This window comes from Streptomyces sp. 12E (assembly GCF_055633275.1).
The window spans coordinates 5,751,929-5,775,382 of sequence record NZ_JBVNCJ010000001.1 but is presented as its reverse complement, the minus strand read 5'-3'; the positions used below and the strand labels follow the sequence as shown (position 1 = coordinate 5,775,382).

General features: G+C 71.2%; 21 protein-coding genes and 5 pseudogenes. 14 read left to right on the top strand and 12 right to left on the bottom strand.

Going from position 1 to position 23,454, the window contains the following annotated elements:
- Positions 1 to 168: 168 nt before the first annotated feature.
- Complete coding sequence (locus tag ACZ8ZB_RS26570) at positions 169 to 1,548, top strand: cytochrome P450 (protein ID WP_470740140.1); 1,380 nt, start codon at positions 169 to 171, stop codon at positions 1,546 to 1,548.
- Positions 1,549 to 1,587: 39 nt separating this feature from the next.
- Here ACZ8ZB_RS26570 and ACZ8ZB_RS26565 read toward each other — a convergent pair.
- From ACZ8ZB_RS26565 to ACZ8ZB_RS26550, 4 genes and pseudogenes are all read right to left on the bottom strand, one after another.
- Positions 1,588 to 1,803, bottom strand: a pseudogene (locus tag ACZ8ZB_RS26565) (PfkB family carbohydrate kinase); the annotation flags it as partial.
- A gap of 27 nt (positions 1,804 to 1,830) precedes the next feature.
- A pseudogene (locus tag ACZ8ZB_RS26560) lies at positions 1,831 to 1,989 on the bottom strand (IS701 family transposase); the annotation flags it as partial.
- A gap of 104 nt (positions 1,990 to 2,093) precedes the next feature.
- Entirely contained in the window at positions 2,094 to 2,651 is a 558-nt protein-coding gene (locus tag ACZ8ZB_RS26555; protein WP_470740139.1) for a transposase, read from the bottom strand.
- Positions 2,652 to 2,754: 103 nt separating this feature from the next.
- Positions 2,755 to 3,012, bottom strand: a pseudogene (locus ACZ8ZB_RS26550) (ATP-binding protein); the annotation flags it as partial.
- Between the two features lie 155 nt (positions 3,013 to 3,167).
- Between ACZ8ZB_RS26550 and ACZ8ZB_RS26545 the strand changes: the two are divergent.
- The 3 genes and pseudogenes from ACZ8ZB_RS26545 to ACZ8ZB_RS26535 all read left to right on the top strand — a co-directional run.
- A pseudogene (locus ACZ8ZB_RS26545) lies at positions 3,168 to 3,377 on the top strand (DUF475 domain-containing protein); the annotation flags it as partial.
- 137 nt (positions 3,378 to 3,514) lie between these two features.
- Positions 3,515 to 5,437, top strand: coding sequence for an SMI1/KNR4 family protein (locus ACZ8ZB_RS26540; RefSeq protein WP_470740138.1), 1,923 nt, complete (start codon positions 3,515 to 3,517; stop codon positions 5,435 to 5,437).
- A 398-nt stretch (positions 5,438 to 5,835) separates the two neighbouring features.
- Positions 5,836 to 7,521, top strand: coding sequence for a PE-PGRS family protein (locus tag ACZ8ZB_RS26535; RefSeq protein ID WP_470740137.1), 1,686 nt, complete (start codon positions 5,836 to 5,838; stop codon positions 7,519 to 7,521).
- 344 nt (positions 7,522 to 7,865) lie between these two features.
- On the opposite strand, the gene ACZ8ZB_RS26530 is transcribed toward ACZ8ZB_RS26535, so the two are convergent.
- Positions 7,866 to 9,059, bottom strand: coding sequence for a trypsin-like serine protease (locus ACZ8ZB_RS26530; protein ID WP_470740136.1), 1,194 nt, complete (start codon positions 9,057 to 9,059; stop codon positions 7,866 to 7,868).
- A gap of 265 nt (positions 9,060 to 9,324) precedes the next feature.
- Between ACZ8ZB_RS26530 and ACZ8ZB_RS26525 the strand changes: the two genes are divergently transcribed.
- Complete coding sequence (locus ACZ8ZB_RS26525) at positions 9,325 to 9,537, top strand: imine reductase family protein (protein WP_470740135.1); 213 nt, start codon at positions 9,325 to 9,327, stop codon at positions 9,535 to 9,537.
- A gap of 348 nt (positions 9,538 to 9,885) precedes the next feature.
- Here the strand turns inward: ACZ8ZB_RS26525 and ACZ8ZB_RS26520 are convergent, their stop codons facing one another.
- Positions 9,886 to 10,083 (bottom strand): hypothetical protein, encoded by a 198-nt coding sequence (locus ACZ8ZB_RS26520; protein ID WP_470740134.1) that lies wholly within the window; start codon positions 10,081 to 10,083, stop codon positions 9,886 to 9,888.
- Positions 10,084 to 10,349: 266 nt separating this feature from the next.
- Complete coding sequence (locus ACZ8ZB_RS26515; RefSeq protein WP_470740133.1) at positions 10,350 to 11,525, bottom strand: FAD-dependent oxidoreductase; 1,176 nt, start codon at positions 11,523 to 11,525, stop codon at positions 10,350 to 10,352.
- 92 nt (positions 11,526 to 11,617) lie between these two features.
- On the opposite strand from ACZ8ZB_RS26515, the gene ACZ8ZB_RS26510 reads away from it, so the two are divergent.
- The 3 genes from ACZ8ZB_RS26510 to ACZ8ZB_RS26500 all read left to right on the top strand — a co-directional run bounded on the left by ACZ8ZB_RS26510 (position 11,618) and on the right by ACZ8ZB_RS26500 (position 13,923).
- Positions 11,618 to 12,256 (top strand): TetR/AcrR family transcriptional regulator, encoded by a 639-nt coding sequence (locus ACZ8ZB_RS26510; protein ID WP_470740132.1) that lies wholly within the window; start codon positions 11,618 to 11,620, stop codon positions 12,254 to 12,256.
- A 241-nt stretch (positions 12,257 to 12,497) separates the two neighbouring features.
- Entirely contained in the window at positions 12,498 to 12,893 is a 396-nt protein-coding gene (locus ACZ8ZB_RS26505; RefSeq protein WP_470740131.1) for a MerR family transcriptional regulator, read from the top strand.
- A 106-nt stretch (positions 12,894 to 12,999) separates the two neighbouring features.
- The gene (locus ACZ8ZB_RS26500; protein WP_470740130.1) at positions 13,000 to 13,923 is read left to right on the top strand and encodes an NADP-dependent oxidoreductase; all 924 of its coding nucleotides are present in this window, start codon (positions 13,000 to 13,002) and stop codon (positions 13,921 to 13,923) included.
- 120 nt (positions 13,924 to 14,043) lie between these two features.
- Here the strand turns inward: ACZ8ZB_RS26500 and ACZ8ZB_RS26495 are convergent, their stop codons facing one another.
- Both ACZ8ZB_RS26495 and ACZ8ZB_RS26490 read right to left on the bottom strand, forming a co-directional pair.
- A complete protein-coding gene (locus ACZ8ZB_RS26495) occupies positions 14,044 to 14,991 on the bottom strand; it encodes an alpha/beta hydrolase family protein (RefSeq protein ID WP_470740129.1) in 948 nt (315 codons plus the stop codon).
- 75 nt (positions 14,992 to 15,066) lie between these two features.
- The gene (locus ACZ8ZB_RS26490; protein WP_470740128.1) at positions 15,067 to 15,807 is read right to left on the bottom strand and encodes a TetR/AcrR family transcriptional regulator; all 741 of its coding nucleotides are present in this window, start codon (positions 15,805 to 15,807) and stop codon (positions 15,067 to 15,069) included.
- 932 nt (positions 15,808 to 16,739) lie between these two features.
- Here ACZ8ZB_RS26490 and ACZ8ZB_RS26485 point away from each other — a divergent pair.
- Complete coding sequence (locus ACZ8ZB_RS26485) at positions 16,740 to 17,300, top strand: hypothetical protein (RefSeq protein ID WP_470740127.1); 561 nt, start codon at positions 16,740 to 16,742, stop codon at positions 17,298 to 17,300.
- Between the two features lie 197 nt (positions 17,301 to 17,497).
- Positions 17,498 to 17,953, top strand: a complete 456-nt coding sequence (locus tag ACZ8ZB_RS26480; RefSeq protein ID WP_470740126.1) for a hypothetical protein — start codon at positions 17,498 to 17,500, stop codon at positions 17,951 to 17,953.
- Between the two features lie 294 nt (positions 17,954 to 18,247).
- On the opposite strand, the gene ACZ8ZB_RS26475 is transcribed toward ACZ8ZB_RS26480, so the two are convergent.
- On the bottom strand, positions 18,248 to 18,517 hold the full coding sequence (locus tag ACZ8ZB_RS26475) for a hypothetical protein (RefSeq protein ID WP_470740125.1): 270 nt from the start codon (positions 18,515 to 18,517) through the stop codon (positions 18,248 to 18,250).
- A 139-nt stretch (positions 18,518 to 18,656) separates the two neighbouring features.
- Between ACZ8ZB_RS26475 and ACZ8ZB_RS26470 the strand changes: the two genes are divergently transcribed.
- Together ACZ8ZB_RS26470 and ACZ8ZB_RS26465 are read left to right on the top strand one after the other, a co-directional pair.
- Positions 18,657 to 19,223: a hypothetical protein gene (locus tag ACZ8ZB_RS26470; RefSeq protein ID WP_470740124.1), complete on the top strand. Its 567-nt coding sequence runs from the start codon at positions 18,657 to 18,659 to the stop codon at positions 19,221 to 19,223.
- 223 nt (positions 19,224 to 19,446) lie between these two features.
- Complete coding sequence (locus ACZ8ZB_RS26465) at positions 19,447 to 20,625, top strand: Cmx/CmrA family chloramphenicol efflux MFS transporter (RefSeq protein WP_470740123.1); 1,179 nt, start codon at positions 19,447 to 19,449, stop codon at positions 20,623 to 20,625.
- Between the two features lie 107 nt (positions 20,626 to 20,732).
- Here the strand turns inward: ACZ8ZB_RS26465 and ACZ8ZB_RS26460 are convergent, their stop codons facing one another.
- Entirely contained in the window at positions 20,733 to 21,713 is a 981-nt protein-coding gene (locus ACZ8ZB_RS26460) for a hypothetical protein (RefSeq protein ID WP_470741665.1), read from the bottom strand.
- Positions 21,710 to 22,378, bottom strand: coding sequence for a hemerythrin domain-containing protein (locus ACZ8ZB_RS26455; protein WP_470740122.1), 669 nt, complete (start codon positions 22,376 to 22,378; stop codon positions 21,710 to 21,712). Before ACZ8ZB_RS26455 ends, ACZ8ZB_RS26460 begins: the two co-directional genes overlap by 4 nt.
- 128 nt (positions 22,379 to 22,506) lie before the next feature.
- On the opposite strand from ACZ8ZB_RS26455, the gene ACZ8ZB_RS26450 reads away from it, so the two are divergent.
- Together ACZ8ZB_RS26450 and ACZ8ZB_RS26445 are read left to right on the top strand one after the other, a co-directional pair.
- Complete coding sequence (locus ACZ8ZB_RS26450) at positions 22,507 to 23,139, top strand: TetR/AcrR family transcriptional regulator (RefSeq protein ID WP_470740121.1); 633 nt, start codon at positions 22,507 to 22,509, stop codon at positions 23,137 to 23,139.
- 56 nt (positions 23,140 to 23,195) lie between these two features.
- Positions 23,196 to 23,381 (top strand): annotated as a pseudogene (locus tag ACZ8ZB_RS26445) (hypothetical protein); the annotation flags it as partial.
- Between the last annotated feature and the right edge of the window lie 73 nt (positions 23,382 to 23,454).

Here is a 23,454-nt window from a genome sequence, read left to right as displayed (position 1 = left end):
ATGACATGTGATCCAGATCACACGTACGCCTCGGAGAGGCATGCCGAAGAAGCGTCCGCGTCCGGATGCGGCATGGACGGCGCCTCCCGCCTTCCTTACAGTCCACGTTCCGGTCCCGTTCGGCCTCGATCGGCCTCGATCGGCCCAGAAACACAAGGAGTTGGTGGCATGAACAGCGTTTCCGCGGTGCCCCGGGCCCCCGGCGCCCGACCCCTGGTGGGGCATCTGCCGGCCTTCCTGCGCTCACCCCTGGCGTTCCTGCGCGCCCTGCCCGCGCACGGCCCCGTGGTGGAGATCCGGTTCGCCCGCATGCCCGTCGTGGTGGTGTGCGACCCCGAACTGACGCGCTCCGTGCTGGTCCAGGACCGGATCTTCGACAAGGGCGGCCCGCTCTTCGAGCGCCTGCGCGAAGCGGGCGGCCAGGGCCTCGCCACCTGTCCCGCGGCCGAGCACCGCCGGCAGCGCCGCCTGATGCAGCCCGCCTTCCATCAGGCCAGGTTCCCCGACTACGCCCGCATCATCACACAGCGGATCGACACCGTCGTGGGCGGCTGGCACGACGGCCAGGTGCTCGACCTGGGCGTCACCTCGCGCAGTCTGACCGCCGACATCGTGCTGTCCTCGGTCTTCGGCACCCGCCTGGACCCGGCCCTCCACGCACGCCTGGCGTCGGACTTCGACACGCTCATGGCCGGCTTCACCCGGCACACCCTGCTGCCGAAACCGCTGCGCAAGGTGCGCACACCGGGCAACGTCCGCTACCTGCAGGCCACCGAACGCGTCCGCCGGTCGATGGCGCGACTCACCACCGAGCGCCGCCGGCACGCCGACGCCGAAGGTCCCGGAAGCCCTGAAGGCGCGACCCTCCTGTCGATGCTGATGGCCGCCCGCGACCCGGACAGCGACGCTCCCGCCCTCACGGACGACGAACTCGTGGACCAGGCCGTGACCATGTACTCGGCCGGTACGGAGACCACGGCCGGCGCGGTGAACTGGAGCCTGCGCCTCAGCGCCACGCACCCCGACGTGCACCGGCGCCTCACGGACGAGGTCACCTCCGTCCTCGGCGGCCGCACGGCCCGCTGGGAGGATCTGCCCCACCTCACGTACACGCGGCAGGTGTTCACCGAGGCGCTGCGCATGCACCCGCCCGGCTGGTTCCTGACGCGCCGGACCGAGAAGGACACCGAACTGGGCCCGTACGCCCTGCCCCGCGGCACGACCCTCGCGTACAGCCCGTACCTCATCAGCCACCTGCCCGAGCTCTACCCGGACCCGCTGCGCTTCGACCCCGACCGGTGGGACGCCCGGGGCGCCAGGCCCCGGGTCCCGTTCACGGTGTTCGGCGGCGGAGCCCGCAAGTGCATCGGGGACGAGTTCTCGATGATGGAGGGCGTCATGCTGCTGGCGTCCCTGCTCAGCCACTGGGACATCACCCTGCTGGACACGCGCCTCGCCCTGCCCCGCCTTCCCCAGCTCACCCTCAGTCCGGGCAGGCTGAGGGTCGCGCTCACCGCACCCGTGCGATCGGCGGCGGACACGGCGTGAGGTGACCCGCACGTCCCTCCGCGGCCTCAGGACGGTGGTGGCCACGGCGCTGCCCGACTGCGCGGCACGGTGGCGGCCGTATCCCCGGGAGACACCGGCGGGGAACCCGGCCCGGAAGGCGTCGCACGCGCCGGCGGTCTCCACGGGACCCGCGAGGGGCGCGGCCCGCACCGCGGCGGAAGGGCGGCCGGCCCGCCGCACGACGGCGCCCTCCGCCCCTCGCGTCGCCGCCCGGGTGCCCCCGCGCCCCGGGATCGGCCCGTCGAGTCCCGTGCCGCGGGATCAGGCCGCGCGGCTGCCGGTGCCCGTCGCGGCCAGGCACCCGAAGGCGTAGGCCGCCGACATGAGCGTCATGTGGTGGTGCCAGCCGGGGTAGGAGTGGCCCTCGAAGTCCGCGAGGCCGAAGTGGTCCCGCAGCCGGCGCACCGTGGCGCGGGTCCGGTCGGCGGTGTCCGCGAGGGCGAGGAAGTCCACGGGCCGGCGGTGCGTGAGATCGGTGAGGAAGTACCTCGGGGCGCGATGCTCCCTGGCCGGGTGCTCGACGATCACCCTGCAGGGGCGCCGCCGTCCGGCCGGCGTTCCGGCGGCCAGCCGGGCGGCACAGGTCCGCACCCGCGAGGGTCCGTGCCCGGGCGAACCGCCACGACGCCCGCACCGCTCCCGGGCGGCTCGGGGGCGCCGCGCAGAAGGTGGCGCACGAGGACCGGTCCTCGGTTGCCGGCCGGCGGATGCAGGACGGTGTCGCCGGGGACCTGCGCGACGAATCCCGTCCCGAGCGCGGCGACCTCGGGCAGGAACGCGGTGTCGTGCGGGACCCGGGTGAGGTCGACGACGACCGGGACTCCCCCGCGGCGGGTGGCGCGCGTCCAAGCCCGCACGAGATCGAGAGCGCAGGCTCCCTCCGCGGGCGTGACCTCGTCCTCGGCGATGCGGGCCGCGGCGCGCCAGGACCCGTCGCTCTGCCACCGCCCCGGCAGCACCAGGCGCCAGTCGACCGGGACGCAGAGGTCGGCCGATGCCAGGAACAGGCCGATCCCCACCTGGCAGTTGACCTCGCCGTCGGTGCCGGCGGCGGCCGCTCCCGGCCCGGTCGGCGCGGGCACGGGGGCGGCGCGGCAGGGCCCGCCCGTCCTGCTTCATCCGCCGGGTCCGACCAGTCCCGCCTCATAGGCGAGCACGACGGCCCGGGCCCGGCCGCGTCCGGTGTCACGGTCGGTCCAGGGGAATGCGGGCCCGGGCGCGGTAACCACCGCCGAGGCGGCGCCGGGCGTCCAGGTCTCCTCCGTACACCGCGACCCGTGCCCGCAGGCCCAGCAGTCCGCGGCCGGTGCCCTGCCGTCGCAGGGAGGCCGTGCGTACCGGTGCCGACGGTGCGGGCGGCACGCCGGTCAGCACGCCGGGGCCGGTGTTCAGCACATCCACGCGCAGGGCGTGATCGGCGTAGCGCACGGTCACCTCGGCCCTCGCGCCGTCGCCGTGCCAGTGGGGAACCGCAGCCCTTCGGTGGGCGGCTGGTTCGTGAGCGCCGTGGCCCCTCGGGCACCCTACGCAAGCACTTCCAGCTCTTCGCCGACATCCGCCCCGCCAGGAGCTTCCCCGGCGCGAAGGCCGTCTGCTGCCTGGAGCACGGCGCCCACTACGCCATCGGCGCCCTGGCGATGATCCTGCTCGTCACCATCCGCTACGAGATCGACGAGATCATCACCGGTCTCATCGGCGCCGTCCTGATCGGCGCCTCCTTCCGGTCCTCCGTCCGCCGCGACAAGCGGCTCGCCGCGGCCGAGGGGAACGCCGGCGACCGCGACACGACGGAGGTGACCTCCGCGGTCCGACCGGGCCGGGCAGCCGTCGGCGTCCGCACGCGCACGCGGGCGGTGCTCCCGGCTCCGGTCGTCCGGCGACCGGGCCACGGCCACCGGGACCTGGGGCCCGCGTCGTTGTCGGTGGCGGCTGCCACACTCGGCCCGTGACCGAGAAAAGCGAGCACCCTTTCGACTGGCAGCGGTTCCTGCGGCGTTGGCAGGAGGAATGGGTCCCGGGCGAGGACGACCTGGAGGATCTGACGGAGGGCGGCACGACCCTCGCCGACCTGGCGCTCGCCGCCCCGCCCGCGGCCGAGGAGGAAATAGCCGCCGCCGAGGAGCGGCTGGGGGTCCGGCTCCCCCCGTCCTACCGGGGGTTCCTCGGGGCCAGCAACGGCTGGCGGCTCGACGGGGGCTCCGTCTACCGGCTGGGCGCGGCCCACGAGATCGAGTGGTTCGGGGATCCGTTCGACATGACCCCGGCCTACCGGCAGGGGCTGACCGAGCGCTCGACCGAACAGGAGGTGCTGCTGGCCGGGATGTGGCGGCGGGCGCTGCGGCTGGAGACCGACTCGGACATGTCCTACGCCCTGCTGGACCCGGGTGACACCGACGAGGACGGCGAGTGGGCCCTGTACGTCTACAAGGGGTGGAGCGGCGAGTTCCCGGACCGGTATCCGTCGTTCCGCGCTTATATGCAGCGGATGTACCAGGTCTTCCACTCCGACCGGGCCGGCCTCCCCGGCTTCGCGAACGCCACCACCCGCGCCCTGGACGCCGACGTGGAGCGGGCGCGGGAGGAGGCCCTGAGCGGAAGGTGGGAGACCGCCCGGGACCTGCTCACCGAGGCCCGCCACTACGGGCGGCCCCGCGCCTGGGGCATGCTGCGCCAGCTGGACGCGCTGGCGCACGGCGTCGGGTACGGGGGCCACGGCTTCGGTGCGCTCGTCGCCGATCCGCGCTGCACGGACGAGCTGGTGCCCGTGATGGCCGCCGCGCACCTGCGGGAGGAACGTCCCGGCGCCTCCCCCGGCGGGTTCCCGCTGGGCGCCGAGACCGACGACGGCGTCACAAAGGCCGCGGACGCGATCCTCGCCCGGGTGCGCGACGGCTCCTACCGCTACGCGCCGGACGGCGCCTTCGGTGAAGCGGTGGCCGAGGCGTGGGAGTCGGCGCGGTGGGGGGACACGGACACGGCGTGGCGGCTGATCCGTGCCGCGCTGCCGTCGTGGTCGCCGCCGGGGCCGGACCTGCTGGCGCCGGTCGGTCTGCTGGGGGACCCCGTCCTGGGGCCGGTGGTGACGCGGGAGCGCGGCCTGGAGCTGCTGGCCACGCCCCGGGCGGGCCGGGAGGGCCCGGTGCCCGATCCGGTGCCGGACCTGGATCCGCCGGGACTGTGCTGGCTGGCACAGACCCAGCGGTGGAACGCCCCGTACGGCTCCTACCGATGCCTGTGGGTGGAGGGCGTGGAGCCTGAGGCACTGCCCGGCCTGGTCGGGGAGGAGGGGGGTGCGGGCCTGACCGCTTCGCCCAGCCGTCCCGCCGGATGGTTCCCCTACGACGTCAGACAGCACGCTGCCGGACAGCGGGACGACTCGGCGCCGTGGGAGGACCGGGCCGTGGTGGCGGTGGGCCGGACGGGTTCCGGGTGGGCGTTCGGCTTCGACACGGCCCCGCTGCCGTCGGAGCCCGGGAACTTCTTCGTCTCCCCGGCCGCCGCCGCCTCGCGCGGCGGACGCGCGGTGGTGCTGTGGGCGCGCCGCGGTCGCGACGAAGCCCCGGCGGTGTTCCACCTCTCGGTCGCCGAGCGGGGCGAGGAGCTGTACGCGTACACCCTGCGCGGCACGGACGTCGAGCGCACGGGTCCGGTGCCCGCGGCCCTCGACCCGGACCATGTCCTGCGCGGCGTCGGCGAGGCGGACCACGAGCGGTTCCTGCTGGCCGCCGTACAGGACGAGTTCGGCCTCTGTCTGCCCCGGCACGCCCTGGCCGAGGGCATCCTGCCGCACCTGACCACCCGGTCCTGGAACCGCGCACCGCGCGAGGGCGAGGGCTACGCGTACGTCACGGTCCGTCTGGGGCGGTGACGAGGCCGCGTGCCCCGGCGCGGGCGACCGCGCCGGGGCCACGGAATCCGGTGCGGCGCAGGACCGGGAAGAGCCCCGGACCACCCTGGCCGTGGTGACGTGCTCACCGAACCGGCCCGCCCGTGCGCATGGTCGGGGACGGGGTCTTCCCGCACCGCGCGGGGCGTCGGCTTCGGCGGGCGAGTCGAGCCGGGCCGGGCCCGGGGCGCCCCGGCCGCTCCGGCGGGGACGGACTCCATGCCGGCGTCGTCGAGGGGCGGAGGGTCCTGATCGCTCATGCGCCCGGCCGCATCGATCGGTCGGCGAGAGCGTCAGGGCCGTCAGTCCGTGATACCCCGGCGGCAGCCCGCGAAGATCATGGCCTTGCACACGGACCTGGGGACAGGTCAGTCTGAGGGATGCACATACGGCAGCAGCAGCGGCAGGAACGGCAGCAGGACCGGGACGCGCGGCAGAGACGACCGGGCTTCCCCTCGCGGACGGTGGACGACCCCACCGGCCTGCTGGCGCTCCAGCGCACCGCCGGGAACCGGGCCGTGACCGCAGCGGTCCAGCGGGTGCAGCAGGAGGAGACCGAGGCGGGCCATCCTCCCGACGAGGCGTCCCTGGAGACCTCCACCGACCCGGACGCGGCGATCGTGCGGCTGGCCCGGTCGATCGAGGAGCACGCGCGCCAGAAGAAGCGGAAGTTCAACATCTGGGAGCCGCACAAGAAGTGGCCGGAGGACTGGCTGCTTCCCGACGCCAGGATGCGGTGGGTCCTGGAACGGCGGTTGGTCCTCGGAGAGGTCTTCCAGGAAAAAGAGCTCAAGGACATCGAGTTACTGTCGGAGAAGCGGCCGGCGTGGCTGAACCGTGTAGGCATCGGCACCATGGCGGACGGCCTCAGGATCGCCGAGGGTCGGAGGTCCGCCGCGGCGAAGACAAGCGCATCCGGGGACAAGGGCAAGACCACGGAGGAGAAGCCCGACTACTCGGACTGGCTGAAGCTCACCCCGGGCCGGCGCATCCTCGCCGCGACGCTCGCCTTCCGGACCCAGCGACCCGCCCCCGGCGCCCCCATCCCGATCAACCCCGCCTACACCCTGGGCCGTTTCATGCAGACCCAAGGGCTCCCCGAGGACAGTGAGGAGCGCCGGGAGTTGGAGGCGGAGCGGGACGCGCAGATCCGGGAGACGGCCCTCGACACCCTGGTCCCGGAGAGCGTGCCGGAGGACCGGAAGCACCCCGGAGCGAAAGAACTCGCGCCGGAACACGAGTCGCAGGACGCCTTCGCCCGGAAGATCCTCACCAACGTCCTGCTGATCCTGCAGCACGGCCTGCAGTACACCAAGGACAAGAAACACGTCGACTACCGGGAGGGTGACGTCATCCGGGCCCTCGCGCACGGCGGACGCGTGAACATCCGCATCCCCGCCCTCCAGGACGGCGACGACCCCCATCAGCTGCTCGAATTCCTCGGTGTCACCGAGGACGGCAAGCAGGACGAGCACGTCAAGGAACGAGGCTTCGCCACGCACCGCTCCTCCATCGGCCAGAACAAGGGCGGGACGCCCGGCCGTTTCGTGGAGAAGGGCGGCATCGGGGCGTCACTGACGAATGTGACGTCGAAGGCCCTCCCGGGCGTGACCACCCCGAAGCTGCTGGGGATCGACCAGGCGATCGGCGGCATCGGCACCAAGGACTGGAACGGCGACGTCATCCTCCCCAACGGCTCCTACGGCCACATGCTCCTGGTGTTCACCGCGCCGACCACGTCCACGGACGGCTCCCTGCTCGTCGGCATCGAGACGATCGCGCCGGGCGCCTCCAGCCCGGTCGGCTACCACCACGGCGTCAAGTCCACGGAGACGACCGCCAACCCCGAGTCCGCGTTGCACGGCCACAAGCCGGACAAGATCGGCGACGGCAAGATGAAGAACAACCAGCGGCTGGTGGAGCTGGCGAAGATGGGCGGCGACGGCAAGAGCTGGCACGCCTTCCTCGACGAGATCAAGAGCGACTGGGCGGACCGGGTCCGGGCGGCCAAGACCCCGGAGGAGAAGCGGGAGCTCTACAAGACGCTGGTCGGCCGACGGAAGTGACGGAAGCAGGAGGAAGCCGTCGAGGACCGTGGTGGATCCGGGCCGGCCCTTCGGCCCCCGGCGTTCGGGCCGCATGAAGGGGCGCACTTCGATGAGCCCCCTCCGACCGGAGATCCGGACCCGAGCCGACACGGGTGGCTCCACCGGGAAGCACCAGCCACCGCTACGGCCCCACGGACGGGACCGAGCGCCCCCGAACGCGGTGCGGGCGTGCCGTCCGCCACTCCGGCGGACGGCACGCCCTCAAGTCGCTCAGCGCTCCGACGCGAACCGTACGAACCGCCCCCGGCCTTCACGGCCGGGAGGACGCCGGGCGGGCCGTGGCACGGGCCGCGAGGACGGATCTACCTGTTGATCCAGATGCCGAAGTCCCGCGTGGCCGTGTAGAAGTCCTGGAAGCCCAGGCGCGCCCCCGCACTACGGGTCACCGTGCCCTTGGCGATCGCGCCGCCGCCGGCCGAGGCGGTGTAGACCGGGCCGCCGCTGTCGCCGCTACGGGCCACGTCCCGGCCGTCCATCTGCTCGGCCTCCACCAGGTCTTCGGAGTCGTTGTAGAAGAAGAGGACCTTGATGTTGCAGACCGGGCCGCCCGTGGCCCGTGCGCTGGTGATTCCGGACTGGCACAGGTACTCGCCCGGGAAGACGTGGTCCCAGCCGTCGACCCGCACGCCCGCGTCGCTGTCGGGCCCCCCGGTGTACATGAAGTTGTCGGAGTTCGTGGGGATGAGCATCACGTCGTGGGCGTCACTGGACTTGGTGGAGGTACCGATGTAGGCGCCCTGCGGGTTGGTGAACCGATTGCCGCTGCGACCGCAGTGCTCGGCGGTGAGCAGGTAGGTCGTGCTTGCGTCGCGCACGCCGAACCCGGCCGTGCACGCACCGCCGTTGAAGTTTATCTGTGCTCCGCCCGACCACGGCGCGCCGTCGTTCACACGGGAGCGTTCCTGGAGGGGCTCCTCGCTGACCGTCTTCACGGGTACGCCGGCGATCCGGCCGACCGTGCTGTGGTCCTGCGCGGCGGAGGCGGTGCGTGCTGCGCGGGTGGTGTCCCGTGCCAGTACCAGTCCGCTGCCGTCAGTGGGGATCTTGACGCTGTGGCCGAGCGAGGGGTCCTTCTCCAGTCGGGCCTGTAACAGCTCGGAAGCGTCCTTGAGTTCGGCCAGCGAGTGGTCCGCGGCGACGATCTGCACGGGAGCGGTCCTGCGGGCCCGCTCCGCGGCCCGCTGTACGGGCTCGGGCAGGTCGCCCTTCCACCACAGGGTGACGTGGTCCTCCTGAAGGCCGATGCCCGTGTAGCCCTCGTAGTGGCCCCGCTCCTGGGCCTTGGCCAGGATGCTCGCGGCGGCGACGAGGGGACGCTGCTCGTTCATCTTCCGCAGGTTGTCGGCGCCGACGGCCTGTGAGATCGGGACGCTCTTCTCACCGTCACCGTCGCGCTGCTGCTCGGCGCTGGCGCCCGAGGCGAGGGCGCCGACGAGCGCCATCGCCGCGGTCAGGGCCGAACCCACGGCCCACAGGCTGGTTCTGCCGTGCCTCATGAGGATGCCTTTCTCTAGTCGTAGCCGTCCGTGAACAGACGGCTACGCCATCCTCATGAGTCCCGGTTTACATTCGATCTACAAATGATTAATACCGATCAGACCTTCGGCGGGTTGGAAGTGAAACACGGAGTCGTACGCGCAGCCGGGAGGACCACCTTCTCGACGGACTCCGGGAAGACGCACCGCTCGACGTTCACGCACGGCCCGGCGCCGACCGGACCGTCGAACAGAACGCCCCATCGGCCGGACCGACGCGTGGGCCATGGCCCACTTGATCGAGGAGAGCGAGGCTGCGGGCGTCAGCGCCGAACCGCCGAAGCCGATCAAGGCGATGGCCGGCCGTTCGATCGCCGCCGGACACGGCGGGGAGCAGTGTCCCGCGCCGATCGAAGAGTTCGGCAGACCCCGCGACGACCGACCGTCACTCCGACGCGCGGTGGCGGTAGTTGAGCCGCGCGGCCAGCGCGCTCGGTGAGACCTCGAAGGTGACGACGAGTCCGGCGGGTTCGGCGGGTTCGGCGGGTTCGGCGGGTTCGGCGGGTTCGGCGTCATGGCGTCATGGCGTCATGGCGTCATGGCGTCATGGCGTCATGGCGTCGAGCATCGTCAGCGCCGTGTCCGGGGCCACGGCGCCGTGGGCGGACCGGCCGCCCCACGAGACGGGCCGCACCCCGCTCCGGGTGCGGCCCGTCCGGTTCACGGTCCTGTCCCCGGCCCCCTTGGGAATCCCCGTTCCGGAAGCACGCCCCGCACCTGCCCGGCCCACTGACGAGGTGATGCCGTTGCGGCGCCGGTGACCACAGGGCCGGCGCCCGGACGCCGGTCACGGTGCCGAACGCCTCCGCTGCAGCAGCCAGGTGCCCCCTGTCACCGCCCCCGTCACCGAGAAGCCTATGATCAGCGACTTCCTGAGCTCCTCCATCCTGCTGCCGTCGTCCGCGATGACCACCGACAACGACGCGATGACGGCCGTGATCACCAGCCCGATGGCCAGGTTCTTCCTCACCGGCGATTTCAGCAACTGCTTCTCCTTCTCGATGGATGTGGCGCCGCATCGTCCTCGATGTGGAGCCACACCGGGTTGTCATTCGTTCGGGTCGGTCGGTACGGTCCTGTGCCGTGTCCGTCACGGACGTCGCACGCCACCACCGGACGGGCGTGAGGATCCGATCCCGCACGCGCACGCCCGGCATGCACCGGCGCCTCTTGTGAACGAGGCCCTGCCGACACCCGTCGCCGGCCGCCCGGGTCCCTCTTCACGAGCGAGGCGTCGGGCCGGCGGGCCGTCTAGCGCGTGGGGGACTGTGATCCGCCCACGGCGGACAGGGAGGGCGGCTCGTAGTCGTACAGGTATCCCTGCGCCCGTTCGAAGAACGGGAGGAGCATGCGCATCTTCGCCGCGTTGACCTGCCGCTTCACGGCACCGGGCCGCTTGCTCTCACGGGCGTTGTGCCCGTGCTTGAGCAGCTTGTCGATGCGCGGGCGGCGTGTCGCGTCGTAGGCCTCGAGTGCCGCCGGGACGGTCGGGGCACTGCTCAGCGCCGCCGCGAGTTCCAAGGCGTCCTCGACGCACATCGAGGCGCCGTGTCCGACGCCGACAGGGTGGGCGGCGTCGCCGACCAGGACCATGCGCCCGCTGTGCCACGTCCGGACCGGATCGCAGACGTTCAGGCAGCCGGACGCGACTATCGATGTCGCGGCTCCGACAACGGCCCTCGGCATCGCCTCCGGAAACAGCTCGGTGACGCGCCGCAGCCATTGCGCGTCGTCGACGCCTCGCAGGTCGGGCTTGACCGGATCCCCGATCTGAGCCGTCCACCACTGGGTCCTCTCGTCGATGCTGGTGTACACGAAGGCGCCGTTGCGCGTGTAGACGAGGTTCCAGACGCCGGGCTCCAGACCCGTCATGGTGGCGATCCCGGCGACCCCGTAGAGCCCCGCGTACTCCGCGCGCGGCGCGGACGGGTCGATCAGTCCGCGCACGGTCGACCAGACGCCGTCGGCGCCCACGAGCAGTTCCGCGGTGTCGCGCCGGCCGGAGGCGAATTCGGCCACCACGCCGTCCGCCGACTCCGTCCCGCCCACCAGGCGTTCGCCGGTGACGATCCGCGCGCCCGCGTCGAGCGCCGCGCGCCGCAGGATCGCCACGAGCCGTCCGCGCTGGAGCGAGACGCTGCGCATCGAGTCGGCTTCGCGCCGAAGGCGTGGCACGTCGCCCAGGAGGCGGCCGCCCTCCGTGTAGAACCGCATCCGTTCGACGGGGTGTCCGGCCGCCTGCACGTCGCGCAGGCAGCCCAGCTTCTCCAGCGCGCGCAGGCCGTTGACCGCCAGGCTGAAGTGGGCGCCGACGTCCTCGGGCGGGACATCGTACGCCTCGTAGACGGTCACGTCGTGACCGATCCGCTGCAGTGCAAGGGCGATGGCGGGCCCGGCTATCCCGCCACCGATCACGATCGTTCGCACGACGACTCCCTGAATTTGGTTTCACTGAATATTGATTCAGCGTAAGTCTGTTCAGATACGCTGGCGTCTGTCAACAGCCGTTGGAGGACGACATGCCGCAGGCGAGCACCGCCAGTCGAAAGGTCCGGGCGGCCCAGACGCGTGCCGCGCTGCTGGACGCGGCGCGGGGGCTGTTCAGCGATCGCGGCTACCTCAATACGAAGATCACCGACATCACCGCCGCGGCCGGACGCTCGACCGGCTCGTTCTACGAACACTTCGCCGGCAAGGAGGAGCTGCTCCAGGCGCTCCTCGCCGAGATGGAGAACGCGATAGACGAGCGCATGGTCGGCCTGGAGCACCCCCGCGACCACGACCTGACCGACCGCGACCAGCTGCGCGACCACCTCGGTGTCGCGTGGACGGTGATGCGGCAGAACCGCCCGGTCACGCTCGCCCTGTTCCAGGCGATGGTGGCCGACGACCCCGGCACGGGCCGGGCCTGGCGCGACCTGCGCGAGCAGACGGAAACCATTCGGGAGCATCTGGAGTACCTGGTCGAGCGCGGACACCAGCTGCCCGGCGACCCCGAGTTCCTCGCGGTGGCGATGGGCGCGATGCTCGTCACCCTCAACTACGCCGTGCTCACGCCCCCCGGCGGCGAAGACGACCGGCGCGTCATCGACACCCTCACGGATCTGCTGTTGCACGGGCTGGCCGGACCGGCGTCACATGCGGCGGACGAAGCCTGAGAAGTCGTCTCGTGCGGCACCGTCCGACTGAGCACCGTCGGTCCGGGCCCGGGGCGTCGAGACCCCCGCCGTCTTCCGCCCCTCGCGCAGCGTGGCGGAGGGTCCGGCGTACCCGCCCGCCTTTCGCGTCCGTACGCCTGCTCCCCGTGCGGGGCGTTGCTCCCGTCCGCACCCGCGTCCGACGGCCACTCCGTTTCGACGGCGGTCCGCACCTGGAGCACGCGGGCGTAGGCTCTCGGGGATGCGGATAGGCGAGTTGTCCAAGCGCACGGGCGTGAGTCCGCGCTCACTGCGGTACTACGAGGAGCAGGGCCTGCTGACCAGCTCACGCTCCGGCGCGGGGCAGCGGCACTACTCCGATGCCGCGGTCCAGCGCGTGTCACTCATCCGACAGCTGTTCGACGCGGGTATGTCCAGCAGGGTGATCGCGACTGTGCTGCCCTGTGTGGACGTCCCGGGTGACCTGGACGTCGCCGAGGAGACGTTCACGGCGATGATGCGCGAGCGCGACCGGATCGACGCCGACATCGCGCACCTGATCGAGACCCGGGACGCGCTCGACGTGCTGATCGGGGCCAACAGCCGGCACCGGGCGGAGCTGTCCACGGCCCCGGAACCGGTGGCGCGGTCGACCTGATGCTGTGATCCGCGTCTCAGCCGGTTGCCCCTCACACCCATGTCAGAGGTGAGGATGGCGACAACGCCCGGAATCACCGGGTCGGCCGTACGAGAGGCGGCGGAAGATGGGGCAGGCGTGGGGTTTCGGCAGGTATGGCGGGCCCGAGGTGCAGGAGTTCTTCGATCGTCCCGACCCCGTCCCCGGTCGCGGCGAGGTACTGGTCCGGGTCGACGTCGCCGGCGTGAACCCCCTCGACCACCTCCTTCGCTCGGGTCTGGTCGACGGGCTCGACGGCGGGCGTCCGTTTCCCCGCGTGCTGGGCATGGAAGCGGCCGGAACCGTTCTCGCCCGGGGCGAGGACGTCGACGGGCTGGAGGTGGGCGACGCGGTCTTCGGCTTCGCGCTCACCGGTGGCGGCGCCTACGCCGAGACGACGGTGCTGTCCGCGCCGAACACCGCGCGCATCCCGGAGGGGCTGTCCGCGACCGTGGCGGCAACGCTGCCCGTGGCCGGGACGACCGCGGTGGACGCGCTCGACCAGCTCGGTCTCCCGGCCGGTGCCACGGTCCTGGTCAACGGAGTCGGGGGCGGGGTCGGCCTCGCCGTCGCCCGGCTGGCCATCGGACGCGAGCTGCGTGTGATCGGCACCGGGAGTACCGCCAAACGCGAGCACGCCGAGGCCATCGGGGTGCGGTTCGTCGACTACACCGCCGAGGACGTCGCCGCCGCGGCACGCGAGCTGGTTCCGGACGGCTTCGACGGGATCGTCGACCTGGCCGGAGGCACCTCGCTGCGGACGGTCGCTCCGCTGGCCCGGGATCCCCGCAACGTCATCGCCGTGGGCGATATGTCCGTGCCCGATCTCGGCGGGCGTTTCGTCGAGCGTCGCGTCGACCGCGAGAACCTGGAGCGGTCGGCCCGGCTGGCCCTCGACGGACTCCTCGCACCCGTGATCACCGCGGTCCATCCGCTCTCCGACGCCCCGGCCGCCCTCGCCACCGTCGAGAACGGTCACGCCTCGGGCAAGGTCGTCATCAAGGTGGCCTGAGAAGGGCCCGGCCGTCCGACGCCGTCGACCGTCCGGGCGGCGCCGGCGGCACCGGCCGACGGGTGACGCGCACGGCTTCACCCCGGCCTCCTTCGTGGTGCGGCTGTCACGGGCCGGAAGTTACTTCATGTGGGTGGCGAACCAGTCCAACATCTCCTCGGGCTCGCGCTGGAAGTGCAGGTAGCCGTCCCAGCGGGCGGTGGTTCCGTGGACCCAGACGAGTTTCTTGTCCTCGGTCGGGATGTTGTCGAACATCGCCTGGACGTCGTCGGGGCGAGTCAACAGGTCGTCGTGGACCTGGTAGAGGAAGGTGGGGACGGTGACGCTCCTGGCGGCCTCGACCGGCGACATCTCGGAGAAGGGGAAGCCGACGATCAAGCGGACCTTCTCCTCCAGCTCGGCGATGCGCTCGGGCAGCCCCAACCTCTCCAGGGTGCGCTGCATGGTGACGCCGACCGACAGTGGCTGCGGGGAAACGACGCAGCGCACGCCTTCGAAGTGCTCGGGGTACATCTGCAGGGCGAACATGGTCGCGTTCGCGCCCTGGCAGCGGCTGAACAGGCCGATGGTCATGTCCTCGAGGTCTTCGCGGGCGCGTACGTACTGCAGGGAGCCGACGACGTCGCGAGCCTCGAAGCGGCCGCCGCTGCCGATGCCGCCGTTGCCGGTTCCGCTGTGGCCGAGGTTGCGCATGTCGTACGTGAGGACGTTGTATCCGGCCTCGTGCAGGATGCGGTAGTCGGGCACGAAGTCGACCTCGAAGTCGTTGCCGGTGCTCGCCCCGATCGACTTCCAGGGCTCCAGGTGGGCGGGGAGGCCGTAGCGGTTGAACCACAGGGGATGGTTGGCGATGATCAGCTTGTCCGATCCCTCGCGGGGGATGTACCAGGCTTCCAGCGGCACACCGTCCATGGAGGGAAAGAACACCTCCTGGTAGGCCAGGCCGTAGTCGCCCGGGGTCTTGAGGATCGGCGAGCGCATGGGGTGGCCGAAGCCTTGCGCGATGCCGTCCAGGATGCCCTGGATCTCCCCTTCGGCAAGGGTCTGTTCCTGGTGGACGGTGCTCATGTGCTCCTCCTTCGTGTCGAGTCCGCAGGCCGGGGAACCCGCCGGTCGTGTGGTCGGTCGCTCCGGAGAGCCCCGTCAGGACGGGTCGCCGCCCGCCGCGCGGCCGAGCACGGACAGTTGGGCCAGCCATTCGCGCAGCAGTGCGGTTTCCGAGGCGCGTAGCGTGCCGACGGGGCCATGGGGCATCTCCGCTTCCAGTTGCGCGGCGGCCCGCACGAGCCGCGGCGTCACCGGAGGCGCTCCGGGGACAGCCGGCGGGCTGATGACGGCCGCGGTGACGGCGTCACGCACGAGGGCCGACAGGTGGTCGTCGGCCGCCGCGCGGGTGCGGATCAGATGCAGGGTGACCCCCACCGCGGCCGAGGCCACCATGTCCGCGGCCGTCCCGGCCGGCATGCGCAGCCGTCCGGCCCTCTCCAGGTCGCGCATCATCGTCACGAGAACGGCGTGGGCGTGATCCGCCGGGGCCGTACGGCCGTCCATCGGGCGGCCGTACATGATGGTGTAGAGCGCGGGGTTGGTCACCCCGAACTCCACGTGCATGTCCCAGCCGCGAAGAAAGTCCTCGACCGGATCCCCGGTCGTCTCCAGGGCCTGCTTGCGGGCCAGGTAGCGGCTGAACCTGTCCGCCGCCACCTCTCGCAGCAGTCCGTCCTTGTCGCCGAAGTGGTGGTACAGGGTCGGCGCCGTGACGCCGGCCGCGTCGCACACCTCGCGGGTCGAGAACTCCCCGCCGGCCGAAGCCGCCAGAAGGTCGGCGGCTGCGTCGATGATCAGCGCGCGGGTTCGCCGGGCCGATGAAGCTTCCTTCGCCATGTAGCGATGATACATAGAATTGCCCAGGAAGCTCAAATGGTTCTTATCAACGCTATACGAGGTCGAGGCCGCAGGCCGAACGCCTCTCCTGCATGCCCGTTGACAACGTCGATGTGACTTCTCCGCGGAGTTCTCCCAGGCATCACGCTCTCCCCGGGCGGCGCGAAGGCGCGCGGGCACCTGCTCACCGAGTTCGGCGGGAACGGGACGTACGAGTTCGCGCCGCGCGAGGGGTCGGTCGTGACCGCCGGGGGAACGCCTCGGTCAGCGTGCCGCTCTCGACGGCCTCGCCGTCGGGCAGCTTGTCGAGGGCGCTCCGCCACCGGGCGAGGCGGCGGTCGCACCGGCGACGATGGTGCCCTTCGCGTTCACGAGCGGGCCGCGCACGCCACCGGCCACCGCCTTCGCCGCCGTCGGACGGCGGGACCCGACCGGCGACTCACTCGGAACGGGCTTCCAGGAACGGCCTAGCGGCGGGTGAGGCGGGTGAGGGTGACCCCGTTCGGGAAGGCGGTGCGTTCGGCGACGTCGAAGACGGTGGGGGCGAAGGCGCCGTCGACCAGCGGGACTCCGGCACCGGCAACGACCGGATAGGACTTGATCAGCAGCTCGTCGATCTCGGGCGGCAGGGTGCCCGCGAGCCGGCCGCCCCCGCAGAGCCGGATGTCCAGGCCGGCGCCCGCCTCGCCCTTGATCTCGCGACTACTGCGCCGAGGGCGATGTCGTGCACGCGCTCGGCGGCGACCCGACGAAGGTGCGCTTCACTGTCGCGTGCCCCGTGAGCAGCGAAGACGGTGTTCGTGCAGCCGAGGTGAAGCCTGTGTGCGGGCAGTGCCGAGTGGACTGCGTTTCTCCGTTCCGATTCGCATCGGACGTCGTGCCGCAAGAGGGCGGTAGCCGGTGGCACCGGTTCTTCTGATGAGGTGGAAGTCATGAACGTCATGGAGCTGGAGCTGGGCCTCTACGACTGGTCCACGCTGCCGTGCCGCGGATGCGGATCCGCGGAACATGTCCCGGAGGAACTGCTGCGGATGGCCCGTGCCCGGACGCCGGAGGAAGCCGAGCCCAGGGATATCGAGTTCCACCTCCTCCAGGAAAGCTGGGCGACGGAGACCGTGGTGCCGGTGGCTCGGGTCCTGATGGCCGGCCTGACGGATGGGAGCGTCTCCCCGTTCGCTCGTCGCCACTTCCTGGAACTGCTTTGGTCGTTCGTCGTCGTGGACGACGAGGACCTCGCCGAGGCATGCCTGGAAGCTGTTCGGGCCGGAGTCTGGTCCTTGTACGAGGAGGTGCTCTCCGGCCGGTCCTTGGACGGCGCCCTCTTCGCCTACTGGCTCCTGAAGGAGGCGGAGACCGCGCCGCACCGGGTGGAGCGGCTGCTCCGCATCGCACGCCACCTATTGCCGGAGAACCTCCACGAGGACGGCCGGGTCGGTGAAAGCGGCATTCGCAGCCACTCGTTGAGGACTGCGGCCGGCACTTTCGCCTCGTGACGGACGGCGAGGCGACCGCAGGGCACTGACGGGCCCGGCAGAAGGTGAGGGCGGCGTTCACCTCAAGGGCGACGACCACACCGTCGCCGTGGCGAAGGAAGCAGGCCGGCGCAGCACGTTCCGGCCGACCGTCGTGCACAGCGCACGACAGTCCCCGAGCCCCTGAACACGACCGACGCACACCTACCGAGGAAGAGATGAGCGACATCCCTGCCGACCGGAACCCGGACGAGGAGATCCCGAAAGAGGAAATCCCCCCGCTGCTGTTGCGTATGATCCCCGAATCCGCCGACCCCATCGCCGAGATGTTCCACCGGCCCGCGGAAGCGGCCGTCCTGACCGAGGACGCGGCCGTGATGCTGTACGAACTGCTGGCCGGATGCTTCACCACGCCGGTGCTGATGCCGCAGCTGAGGAGCGACAGCCCGGATACACAACTGCTCACCCGGTGCTGGGACTTCGTGGAACGCATCGTGGACCACTCCACTGAGCACGTCGGCGGTGCCGTCTACTTCGAGGTGCTGGACCAGCTCTTCCTCGACAGCGGTCTGGTGGAGGCCGCCTGGCCCTACATGAAGGAGCGGACCCGGGCGCGTACCCTGCTGATGCTCGACGACGCCGGCGTTCGCCTGCCCGGGATCAACCGACGGTAGCCGGGGCGTTCACTGATTCAGGCGCGCGAAACAGCGGCCCCGTTTCACGGGAGTCGTGGCTCCTGCGTGGAGCACACCAGCGTCTGGCAGGCCCCGAGCGGGAACTCCGGTGCCGCATCGGTCCCGGCGGCGGAACATGATCCGGTGCGCCCGTGGCTCTGCCGCCGTACCACCCACCCGGTCCTGGAACCGCGCACCGCGGGAGGGCGAGAGCTACGCGTACATCACGGTCCACTCGGGACGGCGCTGAAAACGCGCGGCCCCGGCGCGGGCGGTGGGCCCTTCGACGGGGACTCACCCTCCACAAGGGGCGGCGGCGCTCCCCGGCTCTTCGGCACGGGTCCCGACGCCGCCCCCGAGGGCCTCGAGGAAGCGCTCCACGGCATGCCCCGAAGCCTGGGTCGGATCGCCGGTCAGCAGGACGTGCAGGGCCCACACGAGGGCGGCGCGGCGGGTCTCCGTGCGCTTTCGCCACTCCTTGCCCATGCGGTGTCCCTCACGCTCGGTCAGCGCGTCGATCCGCAGGACCTCACGGCCGATGGCCTCGAGCCCTCGCCCGGTCATCGTTCCCCCCGGCCGGCGCACCGGCATGCCGATTCCCCGCTCCATCTCACACTCATGGGCACTCACACTAGCTGCAACACGTTGACAGCGCCAACGTGAACATCTTCGCCCCTGCCAAGCGGGAGAGTGTACGCTCCCTGTGCCGGACGGCACGATGCCGGTTGTCATGGGATACGGCCGCGAGGACGTCGTCGACGGTTTCTCGCACCGGTACGGGACCCCGCGGCTCGTCGAGCGTCTCAACGAGGACTGGTACGACCTGGCGGTCTCGGCAGGTCGCTTCGACCGCCGGCGCGAGTTCCTGGTCATGCTTCCCCAGGGCACCCCCACGCACGGAGTGGCGTTGCGGGAGATGCACCGGGGCCGCCGTGCCGCACCGACGGCCTGGACCAGGGTCCGGCTCCTGGACCGCTGGGACATCGTGGGCCGGGGTGCGGCATCGGCGTTCCTCGGCATCCGCGCAGGCCATCCTGGCTTCGGCATGATGGCCCTCGACAGCAGCGTGTACATCGGATGCTCGACGGGTGAGATCGGTGTCGATGTCGTCGCGGTGCGGCACCCCGACCGCTCGGAGAACATCCTTCGGCAGATGGAATGGTTCGCGACCTGGAGCGATCGTGGCGCCTACCGCGACTTGCAGAAGCGGATCGTTGGCTGGCTGGATGTTGCGGGACATGACGTTGGTGACACAGGCCAGCACCGATGAAACCAAGGTGCCCCGACGGACAGGGGTCGGGTAGCGTGCAGGCCATGTCGAGTCCTGAGTCAGACAAGGTGGGGGCTTTCGGTCACGCCGTCAGCCCCCTGAACCACTGAGCTCCTAGACCTGCCGCCGCGCCGCGTTCTGCGGTGCGACGAGGGCGCCCTCGAGGGCTGGCCGCGGTGACGAGATGACCTTGTCGTGCTTCTCCTCGCCCCGGAGCCACTCGATGTCTCTTCCGCTGTATCTGCTCGCCGTGGCCGTCTTCGCCATGGGCACCTCGGAGTTCATGCTCGCCGGCCTTTTGCCGGACATCGCCTCCGATCTCAACGTCACTGTCGGGACAGCAGGCGTGCTCACCTCGGCCTTCGCCATCGGCATGATCGTCGGCGCCCCCCTGGTGGCCGCCCTTGCCCGTAACTGGTCCAGGCGCTCCAGCCTGCTCGGGTTCGTCCTCGCTTTCGCGGCGGCTCACGCCGTAGGCGCCATCACCACCAGCTTCCCGGTCCTGTTCGCCACCCGCGTCGTCGCCGCGCTCGCAAACGCGGGGTTCCTCGCCGTCGCCCTGGCGGCTGCCACCACCCTGGTCCCGCCCGACAAGAAGGGACGTGCGCTGGCAGTGCTGCTGTCAGGGACGACGACCGCCACGATTGCCGGTGTCCCCGGTGGCTCGGTGCTCGGCACGCTGCTCGGCTGGCGGGCCACATTCTGGGCTGTCGCCGCTCTCTGCCTGCCCGCAGCTCTCGGCATCCTGAAGGGAATCCCAGCGGGACGGGCGAAGGAGCAGGCGCCTGGCGGACCAGCCCTGCGAGCGGAACTCGCCCAGCTGGCACGGCGGAGGCTGCTCCTGGTGATGCTGCTGGGCGCGCTGGTGAACGCGGCCACCTTCGCCGGCTTCACTTTCCTCGCCCCCGTCGTGACCGGCACCGCCGGGCTCAGTGAACTGTGGATCCCCGTGGCACTGGTGCTCTTCGGTATCGGTTCCTTCGCCGGAGTCACGGTCGCCGGTCGGCTGTCCGACCGGCATCCCGGCCCGGTCATCGCGGTCGGCGGTCCGCTGCTGCTCGTCGGCTGGCCGGCCCTGGCCGTCCTGGCCGACGAGCCGGCCGCCCTGCTCGCCCTCGTGTTCATCCAGGGAGCCCTGTCGTTCGCACTGGGCAGCACCCTGATCACGCGGGTCCTCTACGAAGCCGCAGGAGCCCCGACCATGGCGGGCTCGTACGCGACCGCGGCGCTCAACGCGGGCGCCGCGGTCGGCCCCCTCATCGCCGCGACCACCCTCAGCACCGCGGCCGGGAACCTCGGGCCTCTGTGGTCGAGCGGATTCCTGGTCGCCGTTGCGCTGCTCCTCGCGTTCCCCCTCCGCACCGTGATCGCGGCCGGCCGAAGCACCGAGGTGCTCCAGTGACGCATGCGAACGCCCCTTTGGACGTCGAGGGACGCCGAAGGCTCATCGAACGGTGCCGGACCCGTCCTGTCGCCCACGCCGCCGCCGAGGTCACTCCGGAATCCGGGCTACGCGCCGGGGCGGACGCCGGCTGCGAGGGCGTGCAGGTGCGCGGTGGTGCCGTTGCGTCGTGCGCGGCGCAGTCCCTGTTTGGCCAGCAGGCCGTTGGCCACGGTCATGACCGTCCTGCTGGGCGGCGCTGTCATGCCCACCGATGTGTGGGGGGCGTACAACGCCTCTCCGTCGTCGACGGTCAGCCAGCCGGTGACGGTGCGCATGCTCACACCGACGCACTGCGGTCGGAACGCGTGGGCGAGGAATCCCGCTCGGCGTCCGCCTGGTGGCAGGAGTTCGGGCGGTGCGCTCAGGCGCAGCCCGGTCTCGTCGTGTCCGGTGACCGTCACCGGGAGGATGACGGGACTGCCGTCGGCCCCCTCGTACGCCAGCAGACGATGCGGGAGGGCGGCGATCCGCCGGGCGAGCTGGGAGACGGGTATCCGGGGTGTTGTGCCGTTCTTCGGGGGGCGCTGTTCGGCGGGATGTTGTGGCCAGGACGGGCCGGTCACGGTTGCCGGTCCGTGTGCCGAGAGGCGGGGCCAGGTGCTGATGCGTTCCAGGCCGACGTCGACGAAGACGCGCTCCTGGTGGTACTCGCGCAGCAGCCAGTCCCACACTCTTCCGCGCTTGATCTTCCCGAAGAACGACTCCGTGGCGTCCATCAGCTCTGCCAGCCGCTGCGCCGAGGGCTGAAGGTCCACCGATGCCCTGCCCTGGGCGAGGACGTAGTGACTGTGGGCGGCGAATCCGTGCATGCGCGTGTGATAGGCGAGGGCGACGCGGGGGCTGTTCAGGATACGTTCCAGTTTCTTCGGGAAGCCCAGCGAGGTGGTGAAGCTGACCTGGTTGGCTGCCCGGTTCGCGAGCCCTACCGGTGAGACGCTGGTGACCACCGCGCCTCCGGCGGGGGTGAGGTAGGCGACCGCGACGGTCAGGTCGCCCGTGATCGCCTCGTACGCCGTGTCCGGCCAGGGGAGGTGTGCGTCCGTCACGAGCCGAGACCTCGCAGCACCCGCAGGTCGGCGGCGGCCTGGTCGCGCAGGGCGGGCAGCAGCGACTTCACCGGCGGCGGCATGTTCACGAATATCGATTCCACCTCGGCCGGTGTGCCCACCTCGTCGAGGAGGCCGATCATCAGATGCCCGGCCACCGGGGGCGTGGTGGCGATGACTCGTTGGGCGAACTCCGCCCACTGCGCGGGCGTGATGTGCGCCCGCAGGGCGGGGAACAGAACCGGTTCCTCGTGGTCCAGGTGGTCGCGCACGCTGTCGCGCACCGCGACGGCCGCCTCGCGCAGTGCGTGCCGGTCTTCTTCGTTCAGGTTTTCGCCGTCACGGTCTTCCGCGCCGGTGAGGCCGATGCCGGCGAGGCGGTCGAGCGCGACGTCCAGACGTTCGTGTTCTTCGCTCAGGTCGTCGAGTGCGCGCTTCACATCGGGCGCCGCGGTCAGGATGAGCGGCCACAGCCATTCGTCTTCGGTCTCGTGGTGGTGACGCAGGTTCACCACGAGGAAGTCCCGTAACCGGGCGAGCGCTTGGCCAGGCACGGAGGGGCGGCCGGCGGCGTCCACGAGCAGCCCGGTGGCCAGTCTGTGTGTCTCATGGGTGAGCCGCGTTTCCACGACGGCTTGTGAGTCACGCCCGGCATTCATGTCCATGGGGTGCGAAACCTTCAGGTTGAGGGGTGCATGATGCATGGCCTTCCCGTCCGGAAGGGAAGTCCCATTTTGAAGTTACAGCATCTGCAATGAATACGCTTACCCTTACCTCGGGGTAAGGTGGGGACATGTCCGCACCGACCCGGAGTTATCGATCGCCACGGCGCGAGCGGGGCGCGGCTCAGACCCGGCAGGACATCCTGGCGGCCGCGCGTGAGCTTTTCATCGCGCAGGGCTATGCACAGGTGACGATGGGGCACATCGCTCGCGCGGCCGGCGTCGCGACCAAGACGCTGTACGCGAGCGTGGGGACCAAGACGGAGCTCTTGCACGCCCTCCTGGCCACGGACGTGGCGGACTCGCGGACCACCGGGATCCATGAGGAGGTGTTCCGGAGCGAGGACCTCGCCTCGGCGGTCGCATGCCTGGCGCACGGTGTCCGCGACAACACCGAACGCTTCGCTCCGTCCATCGACCTGCTCTACTCCTCCATGGCGAGCGACGCCAAGGCGCGGGAGGTGTGGGACTACGTCGTCACGCAGTACCGCCAGGCGCTTCGCGAAGCCGCGGAGCACCTGGTCTCCGTCGGCGCAGTGGCTCCGCATCTCGACGTGGACGGTGCGGCGGACCGTCTGTGGCTGTGCTTCGGGCTGTCGGCATGGCGATCGCTCGTCGTCGACTGCGGCTGGAGCTACGACGCCGCGGAGCGCTTGCTCTCCCGCCAGGCCCTGAACATGCTCGAGGACCCCGTCCCGGCATAGGCGAGGCGGGCGTTTCCTTCTCGCGCCGCCACCACGCGGCGTGGACGGCAGTCCGGACGGCGGAGGCCGACCGGGACGCCGCCCGCCTGGCCCGGCTGGTGGACGCCGCCGCCGAACGCCTGCGCGCGGGCGCCGACGCGTCGTACGGCCACTACCTCGAACGCCCCTCGTACCTCACCCTGGCCGTGGTCACGTGCTCCCCGAACCGCGCGCTCCCCGAACTGGCCCGCCCCTGCGCGTAGAACAGGCCAGCACTCGCCCCCGCCCCGACCGCGCGCCTCGGCGTCAACCTCAGAGGGTTCCGTCAAACGGGTG